The organism is Paraburkholderia sp. CI2, assembly GCF_014201055.1.
GTDB classification, from domain to species: Bacteria; Pseudomonadota; Gammaproteobacteria; order Burkholderiales; family Burkholderiaceae; genus Paraburkholderia; species Paraburkholderia tuberum.
Window position 1 is genome coordinate 120569 of sequence record NZ_JACHDL010000015.1, and the last position, 17933, is coordinate 138501.

The 17933-nt window shown below is 58.4% G+C and carries 12 protein-coding genes and 2 pseudogenes; 6 read left to right on the top strand and 8 right to left on the bottom strand.

Features of this window, described 5'->3' with window-relative positions; genetic code table 11:
* Positions 1-13 precede the first annotated feature (13 nt).
* A complete protein-coding gene (locus HDG32_RS21030; protein ID WP_184070500.1) occupies positions 14-973 on the top strand; it encodes a GlxA family transcriptional regulator in 960 nt (319 codons plus the stop codon).
* A gap of 841 nt (positions 974-1814) precedes the next feature.
* Here the strand turns inward: HDG32_RS21030 and HDG32_RS21035 are convergent.
* Together HDG32_RS21035 and HDG32_RS21040 are read right to left on the bottom strand one after the other, a co-directional pair.
* Positions 1815-2108, bottom strand: coding sequence for a hypothetical protein (locus tag HDG32_RS21035; protein ID WP_184070413.1), 294 nt, complete (start codon positions 2106-2108; stop codon positions 1815-1817).
* Positions 2109-3107: 999 nt separating this feature from the next.
* Positions 3108-4031 (bottom strand): sterol desaturase family protein, encoded by a 924-nt coding sequence (locus HDG32_RS21040; protein WP_184070503.1) that lies wholly within the window; start codon positions 4029-4031, stop codon positions 3108-3110.
* 811 nt (positions 4032-4842) lie between these two features.
* Between HDG32_RS21040 and HDG32_RS21045 the strand changes: the two genes are divergently transcribed.
* Complete coding sequence (locus tag HDG32_RS21045) at positions 4843-4992, top strand: hypothetical protein (RefSeq protein WP_184070509.1); 150 nt, start codon at positions 4843-4845, stop codon at positions 4990-4992.
* A gap of 460 nt (positions 4993-5452) precedes the next feature.
* Here HDG32_RS21045 and HDG32_RS21050 read toward each other — a convergent pair.
* From HDG32_RS21050 to HDG32_RS21065, 4 genes and pseudogenes are all read right to left on the bottom strand, one after another.
* Positions 5453-6227, bottom strand: a pseudogene (locus tag HDG32_RS21050) (IS5 family transposase); the annotation flags it as partial.
* Positions 6228-6264: 37 nt separating this feature from the next.
* Positions 6265-7800: a methyl-accepting chemotaxis protein gene (locus HDG32_RS37065; RefSeq protein WP_311540143.1), complete on the bottom strand. Its 1536-nt coding sequence runs from the start codon at positions 7798-7800 to the stop codon at positions 6265-6267.
* Positions 7801-8488: 688 nt separating this feature from the next.
* Positions 8489-8974: a hypothetical protein gene (locus HDG32_RS21060; protein WP_184070511.1), complete on the bottom strand. Its 486-nt coding sequence runs from the start codon at positions 8972-8974 to the stop codon at positions 8489-8491.
* On the bottom strand, positions 8971-9984 hold the full coding sequence (locus HDG32_RS21065; protein ID WP_184070417.1) for a DUF6402 family protein: 1014 nt from the start codon (positions 9982-9984) through the stop codon (positions 8971-8973). Before HDG32_RS21065 ends, HDG32_RS21060 begins: the two co-directional genes overlap by 4 nt.
* Before the next feature lie 601 nt (positions 9985-10585).
* Here HDG32_RS21065 and HDG32_RS21070 point away from each other — a divergent pair.
* Both HDG32_RS21070 and HDG32_RS21075 read left to right on the top strand, forming a co-directional pair.
* Positions 10586-12079, top strand: a complete 1494-nt coding sequence (locus HDG32_RS21070; protein ID WP_184030402.1) for a DHA2 family efflux MFS transporter permease subunit — start codon at positions 10586-10588, stop codon at positions 12077-12079.
* Positions 12080-12124: 45 nt separating this feature from the next.
* On the top strand, positions 12125-12958 hold the full coding sequence (locus HDG32_RS21075; protein ID WP_184070419.1) for an AraC family transcriptional regulator: 834 nt from the start codon (positions 12125-12127) through the stop codon (positions 12956-12958).
* Positions 12959-13019: 61 nt separating this feature from the next.
* On the opposite strand, the gene HDG32_RS21080 is transcribed toward HDG32_RS21075, so the two are convergent.
* Positions 13020-14384: an MFS transporter gene (locus HDG32_RS21080; RefSeq protein ID WP_184030420.1), complete on the bottom strand. Its 1365-nt coding sequence runs from the start codon at positions 14382-14384 to the stop codon at positions 13020-13022.
* 313 nt (positions 14385-14697) lie between these two features.
* Positions 14698-15354, bottom strand: a pseudogene (locus tag HDG32_RS21085) (GyrI-like domain-containing protein); the annotation flags it as partial.
* A 172-nt stretch (positions 15355-15526) separates the two neighbouring features.
* On the opposite strand from HDG32_RS21085, the gene HDG32_RS21090 reads away from it, so the two are divergent.
* A complete protein-coding gene (locus HDG32_RS21090; RefSeq protein WP_184070421.1) occupies positions 15527-15910 on the top strand; it encodes a hypothetical protein in 384 nt (127 codons plus the stop codon).
* Positions 15911-16418: 508 nt separating this feature from the next.
* Positions 16419-17891: a PQQ-binding-like beta-propeller repeat protein gene (locus tag HDG32_RS21095; protein WP_260336545.1), complete on the top strand. Its 1473-nt coding sequence runs from the start codon at positions 16419-16421 to the stop codon at positions 17889-17891.
* The last annotated feature ends 42 nt before the right edge of the window (positions 17892-17933 follow it).

The following is a 17933-nucleotide window of genomic DNA, read 5'->3' on the forward strand; positions in this document are numbered from 1 at the left end:
TATCGATCCTGCCATGCGGATTTTTGTCCTTGCGCTGGAGGGGGTGTTCGACACCGGCCTCTCCACCGTGCTCGATGCCTTGACGACGGCCAACGAACTTGCGCGCGCGACCGGGATGGCCACACCGGGCTTCGAAATCACCGTTGCGGGGATGCGGCCAGAGGTGCGCACCGCGCTCGGGCTGCAGGTTCCCGTCCGCGACACGACAGACGGACCCGCCCCGGATTGGGTTGTTGTACCGGCTCTCAACAGGACGACGACGGACCTGCTCGTGCCTTCGCTCGGCCGGGCCGACGTGATCGATGCGCTTGGTGCATTGCGCGCGTGGCACAGTGCCGGCGCACATATCGGAGCCGCCTGTACGGGTACCTTCGTGCTGGCCGAAAGCGGCTTGCTCAATGGGCGTGAAGCCACCACCACCTGGTGGCTCTCGCCGATGTTCCGGCAGCGTTACCCTGAAGTGCACCTGGATGCGCATCGCATTATCGTTCCCAGCGGCAGCACGGTGACGGCAGGGGCCGCTCTGAGCCATCTCGACCTTGCGCTCTGGCTGATCCGCAACAACAGCCCTGAGCTTGCGGCGCTCGTGGCCAGTTACCTCGTATTCGATTCGCGGCTGTCGCAGTCTGCCTATGCGATCTCCGATCACCTGTCCCATTCGGACCCGCTCGTCGAGCGTTTCGACCGCTGGGTGCGCGAACACCTCGCCACGGCAATCGCACTCGACGACGTCGCGGACGCATTGGCGACGAGCAAGCGGACATTGACGCGACGTCTGAATGAAGTGCTCGGTAAAACGCCCATCGAGTACATCCAGGATCTGCGGGTCGAGCGCGCCGTTCATCTGCTGAAAACGAGCAAGGTCAGCGTGGATCGCATCGCCGAGCAGGTCGGCTACGCCGACGGCGTCACCTTGCGCACGCTGCTGCGGCGGCGCATAGGTAAGGGGGTCCGTGAGTTGCGGGCGTCATGAGTCTTATCGACCAATGGAGTATGCCGGTGGTCGTGCTCGACCGATCCCACCGGGAGGATTTGCCAGCTGAAGCGAGGGGTCGAATGACGGCTTCGCCCTGGAAACGGCCGTCATTCAGAGTAAGCAGGTAAGACCGCTTCGGGTCGATCGGCGACCTTCCCCGAAAGTCTGCAAAAAGCGTTTTTACGTTGGTGCTGGTGCGTGATCAGGATCACTGCCCCGCAAATCGATCTGTCGCAAGTCGATAGCACGTTCGTCGGGATCAACGGCGAGCATGCACGAGCGCGCCTCCCGTTGAGTGGCGTCAACGCGCGGGAACGCGTCGGCCAAGAACACGACATCAGGCGTGATGCGAACAAGACGCGCCGTCGTCAGCCGAAAGTCTCGATGCCATTCTCTATTACTTTGGATCACGTTTGTCACTACACATTTGAGTCGTGACGACAAACCTATATAGAACAACGTTTTCGCGCGATCGGTCCCCACGCGCGCAAATCAGAAGTCGCAAACAAATGAGGATGCGCCGGTCTTTTCGCAAGAAGTCTTACACGTAAAGTCGTGACAGCTGCGTACCACGGGTTCGCGCGGGGGGCAAAATCCACGCTCTCTCCAACGCCTGAACGAGCGTTGCAAAAAATTCGTATACGCATTCTCTTCTCGTTGAACGTCCTCCTCGTCGGCAAGCACTAAATCAAACGTTCGAACCAACCTCGTTGTAAGGGACGGAACACGCTTCCTTACGTAACGCTATCGACACTACGCAACGCCTTTGGTGACCCGAGGATCCATTCGTGCCCGAACGTCAGATGAAGGATCAAAAACCTTAAACAACGCAAGCGAGCTACGAGAAAATTAAAATTAGCAACTCCGCGCTGCGGGCCGCCAACCCGCTAACCATCGGATTACCCAACTGCAACGACTCAAGCTTGATTTGCAGTGTTGTATCGGCCGCTCGCGGGTGCAAACGCCGAAGCTGTGCCGAGGGGTGCGAGGCTGGATTTGCAAAAAGTTCGCTCAAATACCTCGCGACTCTGTCCCCTCCGTGCCATGAGTTAGCTTGACCACGAAAGAATTCTTCGATTTGCTCGTATTGAACATCGTTGACACCGGGCACGTTGAACACATCGCCAGTCACTCGATACATGCTCCTGCCGGCCGACTGTCTACTCGAATCAGTTCCGGTTCTGCATTCAACGAACGAGATATGCAGAGCAGAGTCTGTACACACGAAAAACCGGCCCCCGTTCCCCGGGAGCCGGCCTCGACACTTCGCTTTCGCAGCTCGAATCGCGAGCCTGGATTTTTGTCGAACACAACGATTCTTTCCGACCTCGGATTCCACGGACTCGCGAATCTTCACTACCTCTGCTTACCTTCAACCTCCGCATACGCGGAGAAGACCTCAAGCGAAAATACAACCTGCTCGAATTTGACCGCTAACCTCCGCTCGCACGGAGAAGACCTCGAACGGTCGCATCGCTTTCTCTCCTCTCGGACATCGACGATGCAGAGTCTTTATAGATTGATCAAGAAAGAAAGAAAGAAAGGCAAGCACTACGTAGAAAATCTTTAGCTAACCCGAAATCGAAGTCAAAATCAAGAAGGTTATAGAGTGCTAGGCGCATAGATTTGGCTTCATATCATTGGTTGGGAAAGTGCGAACAACCCGACCTAAGCTTAAGCGTCGAATGCGGACAACGAGTTTAATAGCGCTCCTTCCTCGTGATTCAACGCTCACGCCAACGCTCCTTTGAGCGACTTTACAGTTGCTACACCTTTTGCATAACCAGAGTCCGTGCAGTTTATGCTTTCGCCGAATTCTCGCTTTCAACTGCTCGCAACCTGTTACCTGGCAGAGCCAGGCTATGGTCGCCCGTCGCAAGAGCGCCTGCATTAGTCGACCGACTCGGTTGGAAGACAGGGGACGTGCTTTCGATCAGGAGGATCCGCAATGTGGACTAACCTTGCGGCGCGTTTAGACCAATCCTCCAAACGAGATCGGCCATTCGCCGTCACACCGATATAAGCTAGCAGCAATGACGAACCCTCCGCCGATAAGCGGTCCCAGAACGAAGGCGTCCGCTGGCGCGAATCAGAGCGTTCGACCTTTGCACTCGACTGATACAAAATCCGTTCACCGTCCCGGCGTACCGACTGGAACCGTACGACGTGCGGCCGGATTCCGCTGACGCAGCGCCTCGGTTGTTTCACCGGAACCGTCCGCGCGCCAGCCCGGCGGCAGGATCACGAAGCTGATCGCAGTCCACACGCCGCCCGCCGATGCGATATCACGGGCGAGGCTGACCCAGTGCTCGAATTCGACAACGAGCGGATTGTGAGAGCGCGTCGGTGTCGTGAGACCGTAGCGGCACGGCTCATCAGCGCGTTCTTCGACATACGTGCCGAACAAGCGGTCGAATACGACGAGTACACCACCATAGTTCGCATCGAGATAATCGACGTTCGAGGCGTGGTGCACGCGATGCGCGGATGGCGTATTGAACACGTATTCGAGCCAGCCGAGTTTCGGCGTCCACGTGTTATGCAGCCAGAACTGATAAAGCAAATTGAAACTCAGCGTCGCCAGCACGATTTCCGGACGCACGCCAAGCCACACGAGAGGCGCGAAAAACATTGCCGAGCCGGTTAGCTTGCCGGTCAGGCCGAGCCGGTAAGCAGACGATAGCGTCAGCTGGTTCGGCGAGTGGTGAACCGCATGCGTCGCCCAGAAAAAACGGATGCGGTGCGATGCGCGGTGATACCAGTAATAGCAGAACTCCTGGCCGATAAAGAGCAGGAACACCATCAGCGCGCTGTTGAGCGTGACGGTAAAGATCCGGTGATCCCAGGCGAGCGCAAAAATGGGCGTCGCAAGCGAAAGCGGCAGCAGCGCGAACAGCTTGCGGCCGGCCAGATCGGCCAGCGATATCCACACTTCATGCCAGTCGAAGGGCGTGGCGCTATCGCGCTGTCTGCGGGTGAGCACGCACGCCTCGATCAGCGAGACGCCAACGACGAACAGAGTTACACAAAGCGCGATTTTTCCAGTGGTGAACATGATGGACGGGTAACGGGTTGATGGGACGCGTCGCCTGCGGGAAAACGCCGCTATCGCGTCAGGTGAAGCTAATGTAGTGGGCTGCCTAGCTAAAGACCATGCGGAAACTATGTCGCCGAATGTCATGAAGTTCCGGCCGCGATGGCGGCCGGACGGCACCGGGCGCTGGCGGCTGGTTCGTCGGTCGGCTGATCGGCTGATCCGGCCTTTCGAGCCACGCAAATGGTTCGCCGAACTTGAATGACCGATCACAGAAAAATCGAATAGACGCTGACGACCCACTTCGGACCTCGAAGCCGGCGCGAAGTCAACGGCAGCTTTGAAGGGTACAACGGCCATGTGCGCGGTCTCGTCGCACGGCAAGTGCTCGGCGCTCACGGCGCTGAAGTACCTCGCCGCCGCTCCACTCATCAACCATTAGAAATGGCTGTCTCATACCCGCGCATGACGGCCTTACCGGGCGCCCCGGGGACACCTCGAGGCATCCGAAAGTATGAGCACGTTATGCCCACGGGCGACTGCAGCGACCGTTCGTACAATGGTTTTCTTTTCGTCGTCCGTCTATCTTGATTCCATGGAGTTCGAGGTTCATTTCGCGTCTGTATCCGGTGAGGGTCACGATGAATACGAGCGCAAGGAGATTTGGTCCAGTTGCGTCGAGACGATCAATGTCGGCGGTAGCGACCAGCGTCTTCGACGCGGTACCCAAGAAGAACGCTGACGAAATCCGAATCGCTCGACGGTCTATCGTGCGGCCGACCGGACAGGGCGCAAAGGCCTCGTTGATCCCTCCATGCCACAGGAGATTGCCATGTTTATCTATTCGATCCGCTATCGCGACGTCTGCGGCCGGTGGTCAGTTGCCTTCGCACAGGCCGCTTCACAGTCCGACGCTGAAGCGATTGCAATCTGCCGTTATGGCGCGTTCCATTCCGTCAGCCGTGCCGGATCGGTTCCTTAACAACGTGGCCTGGCAGCCCGAATGGTCAAAGTGGACCGGAGCGGCAATTCCCGCCGATCGCGTCGCGCAGTCAGCGAATGCCTGCTTACGGTTCGTCGGGCACGGCGTCGCATGCGGCTACCTCCGGTCCCCTAGTGCACAGCAAGGAATTCCTTGCTACTTACTCAAGTGAACGAAAACTAGAGACTGACAACGCACCAATAAAAATCGGATACGTGGCGATGCTGTAATCACGTCCCGATGAAATAGGTTTGACACAAAACACGACTAAACCCGATTCGCGCAGAGATCTTGCGACAAAAGGGTTAAGGAAGGTCTGCACAACCCTCTTTGCAAGCGTTATCTTTCACATCCAGCGCGGCCTCTGCGTTCAGATCTTTGCTGGCGAGTCAATCGCCGGGGCTTTTTTCGCGCGCCGGAGCGCTTCAACCAGACATACGGACTTTATCGGCTCGGTGTTTCAAGCTTTGCGCAACGCTCTACGCGCCATCCATAAATTGCCCAAAGCAAACAGCGTAGTGATCTGGGCGGTGTTCTTCATCAAACCACGATAGCGGGTCTTCATGTAACCGAACTGCCGCTTGAGGATGCGAAACGGGTGTTCGACCTTGGCTCGAATACCCGCCTTCAGGCGTTCGATCTGATCGTATATCGCGTCCACCGAATCACTCAGATCCAGTTTCCTGCGCTTTGCCGGTCGCATTGCAACATGCCAACGAACCGCGTCAGCCTCACAACGCTTTTCGATACCCTGATATCCGGCGTCCGCGTACACATCCGTTTCTTTACCATGCAGCAATGCCTGGGCTACGTTGATGTCGTGAACATTGGCCGCCGTTCCGATGACCGTATGGACCAGGCCCGAGTCGGCGTCCACGCCGATATGCATCTTCATCCCGAAGTACCAGTTGCCACCTTTCTGCGTTGATTGCATTTCCGGATTACGCGTGCCGGAGCCATTCTTTTGTCGAACTGGGCGCGGCAATCAGAGTGGCGTCGACTGCCGATCCAGCCTTGAGCATCAGGCCTTTCTCCGTCAGGATTTCATTGACCAGCGCCAGCATTTGCACCGCCAGTCCGTGCGTTTCCAGCAGATGACGGAACCGGAGAATCGTGCTTTCATCCGGCAAGCGAACCATCCCGCCGTCGAGACCCGCGAACTCGCGATACAGCGGAACGTCATAGAGTGCCTCTTCCATGGCAGGGTCTGACAGACCGAACCATTGCTGCATGGTAAAGAAACGGATGTGTGACGCGGACGGCCTCGCATCGTCAAACCTTAAAAAAGGCCACCGTTTCACGCAAAGCCTGTGCCTGTTGAGCCATCGACTGCGCCGCCGCCGAGGCTTCTTCCACCAGCGCGGCGTTTTGCTGGGTCACCTGGTCCATCTGGCTGACCGCCTGACTCACCTGCTCGATGCCAGTGCTCTGCTCTACCGAAGCCGACGAGATTTCACCAACGATGTCGGCCACCCGATTGACCGACTCGACGATCTCATTGATGGTGCGGCCCGCTTCCCCTACGAGCTTCGAGCCGGCGTCCACACGACTTACCGAGTCGCCGATCAGATCCTTGATCTCCCTGGCAGCGGTGGCGCTACGCTGCGCGAGCGTACGGACCTCGCCGGCCACGACAGCAAACCCACGGCCCTGCTCGCCAGCGCGGGCCGCCTCGACCGCTGCGTTGAGCGCAAGAATGTTTGTCTGGAATGCAATGCCTTCAATCACAGTGATGATCTCGGACATTTTGGCCGAACTGCCGGAGATCTCCTGCATCGTCTCGACCACGCGCCCTACCACCTCGCCGCCGCGCCGCGCAACGCCAGAGGCCGTGCCGGCCAGCGTCGCTGCCTGCCGGGCGTTGTCCGTATTGTGACGGACCGTGGCCGTCAGTTCTTCCATGCTGGAAGCTGTTTCCTCGAGCGACGCTGCCTGCTCTTCGGTGCGCCTCGACAGATCGAGATTGCCCTGCGCAATCTGTCCACTTGCGGTGGCCACCCCTTCGGCGTTCTCCCGCACTTCCAGAACGACTCGTGACAGACTGTCACGCATCGCCCGCAGAGAAGCCATCAGACTGCTTGTGTCGCCGGGCCGAAGGTCGACGTTCACACCGAGATCGCCGTTGGCAATCCGCTTGCATAGCCCCGCCGCGTAGTCAGGTTCGCCACCCAGGCTCGTCCGGATACTGCGCGCCAGTAATAGCATTCCGACTGTCAGAACTGCGGTCACTATCGCTGCGAGCAACAGATCGCGCAGGAGCGTCACATAGAACAGATGGTCGATATCGTCCACGTAGACACCCGTATACACGTGCCAGTCCCAGTCGGCGACAAAGTCACTGCAGGTGATCTTGCGAACTGGCGTGTCACTGCCAGGCTTTGGCCACACATATTCGCTGAAGTGGTTGCCGCCGGGCGATGAGCTTTTGACGATCTCGACCGCAATGTGGGTACCGTTTGAATCAACCAGGTCTGCCAGGGACTTGCTTTCAAGTTGTGGCTTGGACGGCAAGAGGAGTGCCGTGACATTCGAGTCGTAGATGCCAAAATAGCCGCTACGGTGCGCGCCATAGCGAAGTCCGCGCAGGTTCTCAAGCGCCTGATGTTTCGCTTCGGCGAGCGACAAAGTATTGTCGGCGACCTTCTTCTGGTAATAGGAAATCACGCCCAGCGCGGTATCTATCTGCTGCGACAGCATGCTCTTGCGCTGTTCGAGCATATCGGATCGGCTCATCCACGCGCTCGTGACGACGAGCACACCAAGGCCAAACCAGAGAAGAGCCAGGATGCTCCAGAGCTTCTGGTTCAAGGTCAAACGCTTCATTTATGCCAGTCTCACAGATGGGGTACGTCAGTTCACTCAAACCTGCCACTGGCGGCAACGTGATTGCCTGCCTGGCAGATCGGCTCATCACTCGAGCGTCGGGTCGCATGCCAGATCCGTTTCCCCGTCGGGCCGGTCGTGGTTTCGCGCTCACCGTTCGCAATGACACGATTACGGCAAACGCCAGCGGAACTTGAGCAAATAAAGATTTCGCCCGGTGCGCCAAGCGACCAGACAGTGTATAAACGTAAGAGCGCAGTCACCGCCGACATCGTTGAAATCCGCCCCACACCGGCATCAACGGATCAATCGCTATGACGTTTGCTCACCCGGCATCGGGTCCAGGATCTCATCCCGGTAGCAAGGCCCTGCCTCGGCATGATCGGCCTGTGCAATTCTTTCCATAAGACCGACGGCTCGAGTGACATGATCTGCACACGAAGGTCCGGTGCCGAGGTGGAGGCGACGTTCGAAGGTTTGTGTGAAAGCCCGAGCGAGCGGCCGCAGTTGGTCGGGTCCTGCCCGATGCGGTCGGCGGGAGTCGGCCGGATATAGCCTTTCAACATTCACGTTCGCGGCCGGTCATGGCCGGCTTGTGCTGGGAAGCCTCAATACGAGATTTCGAAATGTGATTTCTGCTGAACCATGTGTGCGAGTTCGAAGGTCGAGTCGTTCATAAGAATCTCGTGAAACCGTCGGCGCTCCAGCGTTCGCTCCCTACGCCGTGATGAACGAAGAACAAACCATCGGGATCATACTGATCCTTAATGGCGAGCAGCCTGCATCCAATCGACGAAAATCTGGCGATCATGCGGTCATAGAATGACGGCGGCAGCTTTATAAACGACGCGTCGTCGCCGCCGCGGGAAAATGAAACGCCTTCGTCGTCCACCCAAATCAATTCAGGAACCGGTGTGCTGAAGGTTCTGCGCACTAGCAGTTTGCCTGACGCAGCGTCGTAGACCTGACCGAGATAAGCCGGGTCGTTGCCGCCTCTCCATTGGAGCAGGCATCGCTCTGCAGTGTAGCGGCCGTTTTTTGACGTGCTTTTGATGCATTCGCTCGCATTCCTGTGATCGGTGTGCGTCGCGACGAGAAGCACGGCAAACGCGACTGTGAGCACTACAGCGCCCCATCCGATCGATCGCCCGGGTTTCATAAATACACCTTGATCGGTGGGTCGATTCGAACAAGCTTTCGATCCGAATAGATCACGAAGTCACCTCCTCGCTGGTGTTTTATTGCCCACTCTCTAAATTCCTTATTGTGAACCGGGTAGTACACGTTGCCCCTGATTTTCGGATTCCCCAGTGCAACGGGATGGGAAAAATACAATCGCGGTTCGTTCAGATATGACATCGCGCCGTTGTACGCCAGAACGATCACCCCGTTTTTGCTCCAATGGCCAAGATATTGCGACGCCTCGCCAGGCTTGTCGGTGAAGTCGTAACTATCCTTAATATAAACGTAGATACCTGAGATTTCTGCAACCCTGGTACGGCCTTCCCTGTAAAAGTCGGCGTACCCCATGGCAGCGTATATGCCGAATGATCCCAACGCGCCGGTCAGATCGTCCGGGACGCCGTTGTTGTGGAAATCTGCGTAGAGGAGCTCTCCGATCTTCTGAGATAGCGAGCTTCCGACCTTTACATACTGAAACTGGAATCGCCGGTGAAGCTTCGAGAGATTCTCTCCGCACTCGGTCCTCGCATCAAGACATGGTCTTCCGGCATATGGCAGGAGAATCTCCTTAAGAGCTTGTCTTGCGCGTGACGTGCGGATCTGCGTCGTTATCAACTCGTCGTATTGATCTTTGGCTCGTCGATATTTCAATACCCAGTCGAGCTTGATCGTTGTGGTGTCGTACATATCTGGAGGATAGTGCTCCCCCTTCTGATTGATTTCGGCGGCAACGTCTTTGTCGGTAGGACCGTAGTTGAGTTCGCCGGCAAACCACCGCTCCATTAGCTTTGCCGACACTGGCATAAATTCCTTGCGCATAGCGCCGGGAATCTCCTGAATGTCGAACGGCGGGACTATCTGCTCTATCTTCTGTTTGGGACGCGGTACCGGTTGGAGTTCCTTCGGCGGCTCGCGCGTGTTCAGCCAAGACTTGAAACGCGAAAAGCCGCCGGACATCTTCTCGATGTCGTCGAGAAATTTGACCAACGGTTCTGGTGGGCGTGGTTTAGGGGTAGACCTGCTCGTGTCAGTTTCGGTTCCGGTGGCTTTGGCAGGGATAGCGGCCCTTTATCCATCGAGAGCCGCGCTTCGCGGACAACGGTGCAACCTTCGGCACCTTCGTATAGCGTCCACCTCCATAGAAGCTTGTTCACCTTGAAATAGGGAATTTTGTCACCGTCGCTCATAACCTGATCGTCTTATTCAATTTCTTCGGGCCCGGATGCGCGGCACCCCGGGACGGAGTTATCTCTTGCTCCTTTGGATTTTTGACGGTCAAGTCAGTTGATCGCAATCAGAAAATGCCGAAAACGGCTCGGAACAGACCACCGAGCCGTCAAAGATATTTCATTCAGATAACCGTTGCCGATCAAGACGTCGAAGTTCGACGTCTTCTTCACCACGAAAACAATCCCAGCGCTTTGACGGCGGCAAATACGAAATCCTCGGCGGTGATTGAAGCGGAACCGCACGCGGCTTCGCGCAACGCCGCCGCACAGGATTTCGTAGTTGGACGCTAAATGCGCGGGTGCTAGACTCGAAAACCCATCGTCGGTGATCGACCGAATCTGCACAAAGGGGCGTCCGCATGACCCATTCCCTCCACGGCAAGCAACGCTGGCTCGCGCTAATCGTGCTCTGCCTCGGCGTCCTGATGATCGTGCTCGACACGACCATCGTGAACGTCGCGCTGCCGTCCATCGCAGCCGATCTCGGCTTTAGCGAAACTTCGCTCGTGTGGGTCGTCAACGCCTACATGCTGACGTTCGGCGGCTGCCTGCTGCTCGGCGGACGGCTTGGCGATCTGTACGGACACCGCAAGCTGTTTCTCAGCGGCATTACGCTCTTCACGCTCGCTTCGCTCGCCTGCGGCCTCGCGAATTCGCAGGTGCTGCTGGTCGCCGCGCGCGCCGTGCAGGGCCTGGGCGGTGCGATCGTCTCGGCGGTATCGTTGTCGCTGATCATGAATCTGTTCACCGAAGCCGGTGAACGCGCGAAGGCGATGGGCGTGTATGGCTTTGTCTGCGCGGGCGGCGGCAGCATCGGCGTGCTGCTCGGCGGACTGCTCACCAACCTGCTGAGCTGGCACTGGATCTTCCTGGTCAATCTGCCGATCGGCATTGCAGTGTACGCGCTGTGCCTCGCGCTACTGCCCGCCGCGCGCGGCCACGCGCACGGCGAACGGCTCGACGTGGCCGGGGCGCTCAGCGTGACTGCATCGCTGATGCTGGCGGTCTATGCGATCGTCAACGGCAACGAAGCGGGCTGGACTTCGGCGCAAACGCTCGGCCTGCTGTTCGTCGGGCTCGCGCTGCTTGCCGTGTTCCTCGCAATCGAGGCGAGAATCGAACACCCGTTGATGCCACTCGCTCTGCTGCGTTTGCGCAATGTCGCGACCGCGAACCTGGTCGGCGTGTTGTGGGCGGCGGCGATGTTCGCGTGGTTCTTTATTTCGGCGCTGTATCTGCAGCGCGTGCTCGGCTATCGGCCATTGCAGGTGGGGCTCGCGTTTCTGCCCGCGAACCTGATCATGGGACTCTTTTCGCTGGGATTGTCGGCGCGCGTGGTGATGCGCTTCGGGCTGCGTCGTCCGCTCGCGGCCGGCCTGCTGATCGCGGCATGCGGGCTTGCGCTGTTCGCGCGTGCGCCCGTCGACGGCAGTTTCGTACCCGACGTGTTGCCCGGCATGTTGCTGCTCGGCTTTGGGGCGGGCATCGCGTTCAATCCGTTGCTGCTCGCCGCGATGAGCGACGTCGATCCCGCCGATTCGGGCCTCGCGTCGGGCATCGTCAATACATCGTTCATGATGGGCGGGGCGCTCGGGCTTGCGGTGCTCGCGAGTCTTGCCGCGGCGCGTAGCGAGGCGATGCAGGCGTCGTCGAGTGCGGCGGCTGCGCTGAACAGCGGGTATCACGTCGCGTTTCTGTTTGGGGCGGTTTTTGCGGCGGCGGCCGGCGTGCTGGGTGGGCTGTTGCTGAGGCCGGGGCAGGCGGGTGGCGCCGCGGGCGTGCATGGTGACGCGGCGGAATCGTCTCGGCCCTCCGCCGCGACCGCGAAACCGCAAGCGCGATCAAATGCGTGAGTTCGCCGCTGACTATGCTGGCTTCATGCTGACATGAGAGCCGAGATGAACCCGGTTGGAAAAGCGCTCTGGTATATCGAAAGCCACTTCGCCGGCGAGTTGACGCTCGACGACATCGCCCGCGGTGGCTGCGTATCGCGCTTTCACCTCGCGCGCGCGTTCGAAGCGGCCACCGGGATGCCGGTGATGCGCTACGTTCGCGCACGGCGTTTGGGCGAGGCCGCACGACGTCTGGCCGATGGTGCGCCCGACATCCTCGCGGTCGCTCTCGACGCCGGCTACGGCTCTCACGAAGCATTCACGCGCGCGTTTCGCGAACAGTTCGGGCTCACGCCCGACGCGCTGCGCGCGCGGGGTCATCTCGACAACCTGACCATCGTGGAGCCGATCAAAATGGACGAAACCCTTCTCACCCATCTGGACCCGCCGCGCTTCGAAGACGCGCGAGCGTTTCTCGTCGCTGGACTGAGCGAGCGCTATACGTGCGAAAGCAGCAAGGCGATCCCATCCCAATGGCAGCGCTTTGGCGCCTGGTACGGCAGGGTGCCGGGACAGGTCGGCAAGGTGGCTTATGGCGTTGGCTATAACGCCGATGAACTGGGTAACTTCGACTACATGTGCGGCGTCGAAGTCAGCGATTTTTCCGCATTGCCGCCAGAGTTGAGTCGTGTGCGCATCGCCGCGCAACGGTATGCGGTGTTCGCTCATCGCGAACACATCTCAGGCATTCGTCGCACGATGAATACGATCTGGAATCAGTGGTTGCCCGCGTCAGGGCACGTGCCTGCCGATGCACCGCATTTCGAACGGTATGGCGAGCAGTTCGACCCGGTGACGGGGATGGGTGGAGTCGAAGTCTGGTTGCCGCTGAAAAGTTGATGGTCGATTCGGCGGATGGCCGTTGCGGATGGCCGTTGTGACCGGCCATCCGCCTGATCGTTCACGGAGTGGCATGTCTGCTGTCATGCAATGCATGCACGTCGTCGTATTCCCGCGAAATGTCCTTATTCGTGTAATCGCCCAATCGCATGGCGGCGGCCACGCTAATCACCGCGCACGCGAAGACATACCACGCCACCGCAAATCCCGAATGGAAGTAAGCATAAAGCGCCGTCGCAATCAACGGTGCCGGACCGCCAGCGATGACGGAAGCCAACTGATAGCCCATCGACGCACCGCTGTAGCGCAAGCGCCCCGTGAACGATTCGGCGATCAACGCGGCTTGGGGACCATACATCATCGCATGCGGCACCAGCGAAAGAACGATGGCCGCGAAGATCCATATCGGGTTATGGGTTCCGACCATGAAAAAGTAGAGGAAGCCGAATAGCCCGACAGCAGCGGCACCGATCACATACATGCGTCGACGTCCGATCAGATCAGACACGTGACCAAACAGCGGAATCGTGAAGAATTCCAGCACCGAAGCGGCCAGCACTGCCGTGAGCAGCAGATCGCGTGTGACGCCCAGACTCATCACACCATAGGTGAATATAAAGGCCGTAAAAATATAGAACGGCGCCTGTTCCGCCATACGCGCAAGAGCCGACAGAAGAATGTCTTTCGGCTGCCGGCGCAATACTTCACGCATCGGCGCCTTTTCGATCCTGCGCTCAGCGAGCAGCTTCGCGAAGATAGGCGTCTCGAGGATACTCAAGCGGATATAAAGGCCGATCGCGACCAGCACGATACTGAGGAAAAACGGCACCCGCCAGCCCCAGGTGAGAAATGCGCTGCCGGAGATCTGGCTGACGGCGAGCACCACCAGATTCGCGACGAACAATCCCGCCGGTACGCCGAACTGCGGCCAGGACGCGATGAAACCGCGATGCTTGTTGGTACGTGCCCACTCCATCGACATCAACACCGAACCGCCCCACTCGCCTCCAACGCCCACACCTTGAATGAAGCGCAGCGCCGTGAGCAGGATTGCCCCCCAGATACCGATCGTCGCGTAGGTTGGAACAAAGCCCACGGCAAACGTCGCGAGTCCCATCAGCAACAGCGTCACGATTAACGTGGCTTTACGTCCGATGCGATCGCCATAGTGGCCGAAAATCGCCGCGCCCACCGGCCGCGCGATAAAGCCGACAGCGTAAATCAGAAAAGCTTGCAGTGTGCCGACGAGCGGGTCCGATTCAGGAAAGAACAGTTTCGCGAATACAAGACCCGTGACAATGCTGTACAGGAAGAAGTCATACCATTCGATTGTGGTACCAATCGTGCTGGCGATGACAGCGCGGCGCAACTGGCGCCGAGCCTCCTCATCCGAGAGGGGCACCGCCCCTGATTGCGTGGCAGCCATTTGATATCTCCCCAAAATGGACGGGTGACATCATTTTTTGACATTTGAGGTATTGCGTGGTTCCAGTGAGGACGCGAGGTACGTGCAGCGAAAACCGGCTTTGCGGCTACTGTTATGGCTGGGCGGCCGGGTCGAGAAAAACCGGCTCCGAACCACTATTCGCAGAGACCGGGGCTTTATTCAGAGAGACATTTCGAAATTGCATTTTTTGCCGAATTAGGAATCGGCAATGCTCGCTCAATGCAATTGATACCGATGGAGCAACTTGCTCCGCACTAGCAGGCATCTCGCATGCTCATCACACCCATCCCAATCACACCAACGGAATGTAGATATCCGTCTGCCACTGATCCAGCGGCGTCTCAGGATAGACGCTCAGGTAGTGGAAAAACAGCGGATGGTCCCGCAACTCTTCCCCACTCGAAGGCAACCAGTCGCGATAGACCGGGTAGATCGTCTCGCCGATGTGGTCGGTCGATCCTGCGTGCCGCACCACCGCGCACCGTCCACCCTGCATCACGAGCTCGCGCACGCCATAGAGATTCGGCGCGACCGGCTCGTCGATCTCTCCGCAGATATCGAAACGGAATTCATCCGCTGGCACCGTGTCTGGATTGCCGTGCGCGACGCCGAAGGTCCGGCTCGACGCCACCGGTGATTGTCCGCTTTGGATACGCCAATCGATGAACTTGCGCGCACTCTCGTTGACGAGTCCGGGCGAACCACAATGTTCGAGCGCGGCAACGCGGGTCTCCGCAAAATCGACGATTTTCACTTGCATGGTCAGTTTCCTCGAAACATAGGGAACAACAAAACTCGCACTCCAGAATTGCCATGTTGGATGTCGTCGAAACGCGCTCGGCGCCATGCCGAACGCACGCTTGAACGCACGGCTGAAGGCTTCGGGACTGTCGAAACCGGCGTCGAGCGCGGCATCGAGAACCGGGCACGACGCCTGCGACGCGAGGCGGCGTCTGTGTGAGCTAACATGGTCTGGATCGTACGAGTGTCGATATGGTCGCCGAGGTTGGACACATCCTACCTAGCCGGACTTGCTCGATCTTCAATTGGCTTGCTGCCGAGCCTGGAGAATTTACGTAAACTTATCTTCGTTCACCCGCGCTTCCTGAGATTGTCCGCCGATGCCCTCTTCGATCAGCAATTCGCTCCTGTGGATCTTCGACGCGTTTGAACGCGATCCGACGTATATGCGTCGGCGCATGTTTGGTAGCGACGCTGCGTACATCGATGGGCTGTTGTGCCTGGTTGCCGCCGATCGCGATAAGCCGTGGAATGGGCTGCTCGTCTGTACGTCGCGGGAACGCCATGCTGCTCTGATTACCGATATGCCTGCGTTGCAGCCTCACCCGGTGCTTGGGAAATGGCTTTACGTGCCGCAGGAGGATCCTGCGTTTGAAGACACTGTCGAGCAGTTGACGGCACTCGTGCTGGAGCGGGACCCGCGAGTGGGTGTCGAGCCTAAGCCGAAAAAGCGGCGCGGTAAGTCAGTGTTGCCGGAGGGTTGAAGCGCGGCAGTGCCGTTTCGGTCTCTCTTCCTGTCCGAATGCGCTTTCATTGGTGACTACGCGAATTGCGGTCGGGCTTAAAGACCGGAAATAAGATTCTCTCCTCGTCGAATCGCGCGTTATTACTTCGATTCACAACCATAGCGTGAACTCGTTTCATGCAAATAGCATGAATTCCTCGAAATAACTTCGCAATGTAGAAAGCAGCGATGAAGCACTGTGCCTGACATGACGTGCTCTGTGCGATTTCGCACATTCCGCCAATGCGCCGCGATCGGACGTTCACTATATTTTCGATTGCCCCACCCCACCGCTAGAAATTGTTTACCTGGTCTTCTAACTATCCGTATTCCTGCTTCGCAAAAACGCAAACGCAGCTTTTCCAAATAATTCCGGAGGAGACGACATGAGAACTGATACGTTGTGTTCAGCGTGGGCGCTGCTATTTGGTTTAACAACGAGCAGCATTGCCTATGCGACCGATTGGACGACTTCGGGTAACGGCTTGATGAACTCCCGAAATCAGGCGAATGAATCGGCGATTAGTCCGAAGACAGCAGGTTCCCTTCACAAACTCTGGGCAGCCGACACAAGCGGAAACGTGACGGCGACCCCTGCCCTCGATGACCGCTATGCCTATTTCCCGGATTCCGCGGGCTATCTGTACAAGGTCGACAGGAAGACCGGCAAGCTGATCTGGAAGAACCTTGTATCGTCCTATACGAACATCCCCAACGACTACGCGCGCGCAACGCCCGCCATCTCCGGAAACGTACTGATACTCGGCAATCAAAGCGGCAAACTGTCGAGTCCGCAACCGGCCCAGGTCTTTGCCGTCGACAAGAACACTGGCCTGCGGCTTTGGCACACGCAAGTCGATTCAACCACTTATTCAATGGTCACGCAGTCTGCCGTCATCGCGAACGGCACGGCTTTCGTAGGAACCACATCGAACGAAGAACTGATGGCCGCCTATGTCCCTCCGCCTGCCTGGCAGTGGAGTTTCCGCGGCAGCGTCGTCGCACTCGATGTCGCGACCGGCGCAATCAAATGGCAGACATACACGATACCGAAGGGTTATTTCGGCGGCTCCGTCTGGGGTAGCACGGGCGCCGTCGACGTCGATCGCAATACGGTGTTCATGGGTTCCGGCAACAACTGGGCAGTGCCTCAGGCCGTACTCGACTGCATGAACAGTGGCGGCACGCCGACCTCGTGCATCGATCCGAACGATCACTTCGATTCGATCCTTGCGCTGGACATGACCACGGGCGCAGTCAAATGGTCCGCGCGTGGTCTGCCGTACGACACGTGGAATGTCGGCTGCGGCCTCAACGTCCCAGGCGTCTTCACCCTTCCGCCGAACGCCAACTGTCCCAATCCGAAAGGTCCGGACTGGGACTTCGCGCAAGGACCGATGCTCTTCGGTGGCAACGGCAATGCTGGCAGACTGGTCGGCGCGGGGCAGAAGAGCGGGATGTTCTGGGCCTTCGATGAAGACACGGGCGCTCTGCGTTGGTCCACGCAGGTCGCCCCTGGTGGACTCACAGGCGGTCTTCAGTGGGGATCGGCCAACGATGGCCAGTTCATTTATGTTGCGGTATCGAATAGCGGAATGACCGGAGCGGGAACGACACCAGGCGTATGGCAATTGGCGAACGGCGGTGGCACCACCACGTCTGGCGGTTGGGCGTCGCTCAATGCGAATTCCGGCGCAGTGAAGTGGACCACGCCGGACCCGCTCGCAAGCCGCGCGGAGGCAGCCGTCAGTGTCGCCAATGGCGTGGTCTTCGGATGCAATCTCGACTACACGAATGGCACGATGTACGCGCTCGATTCTTCCAACGGAAAAGTCCTGTGGTCATTCAATAGCGGGGGTGCATGCAATGCCGGGCCGGCCATTGCGGACGGCGTGGTGTTCTGGGGCTCTGGCTCGACGAGTGGACCGGGGCCGCTGAAATTGTTCGCCTTCGGTCTGTAGGAAACGCCCAAGGCCCGGTCCGTTCGCGGCGGGGCCTTTGGC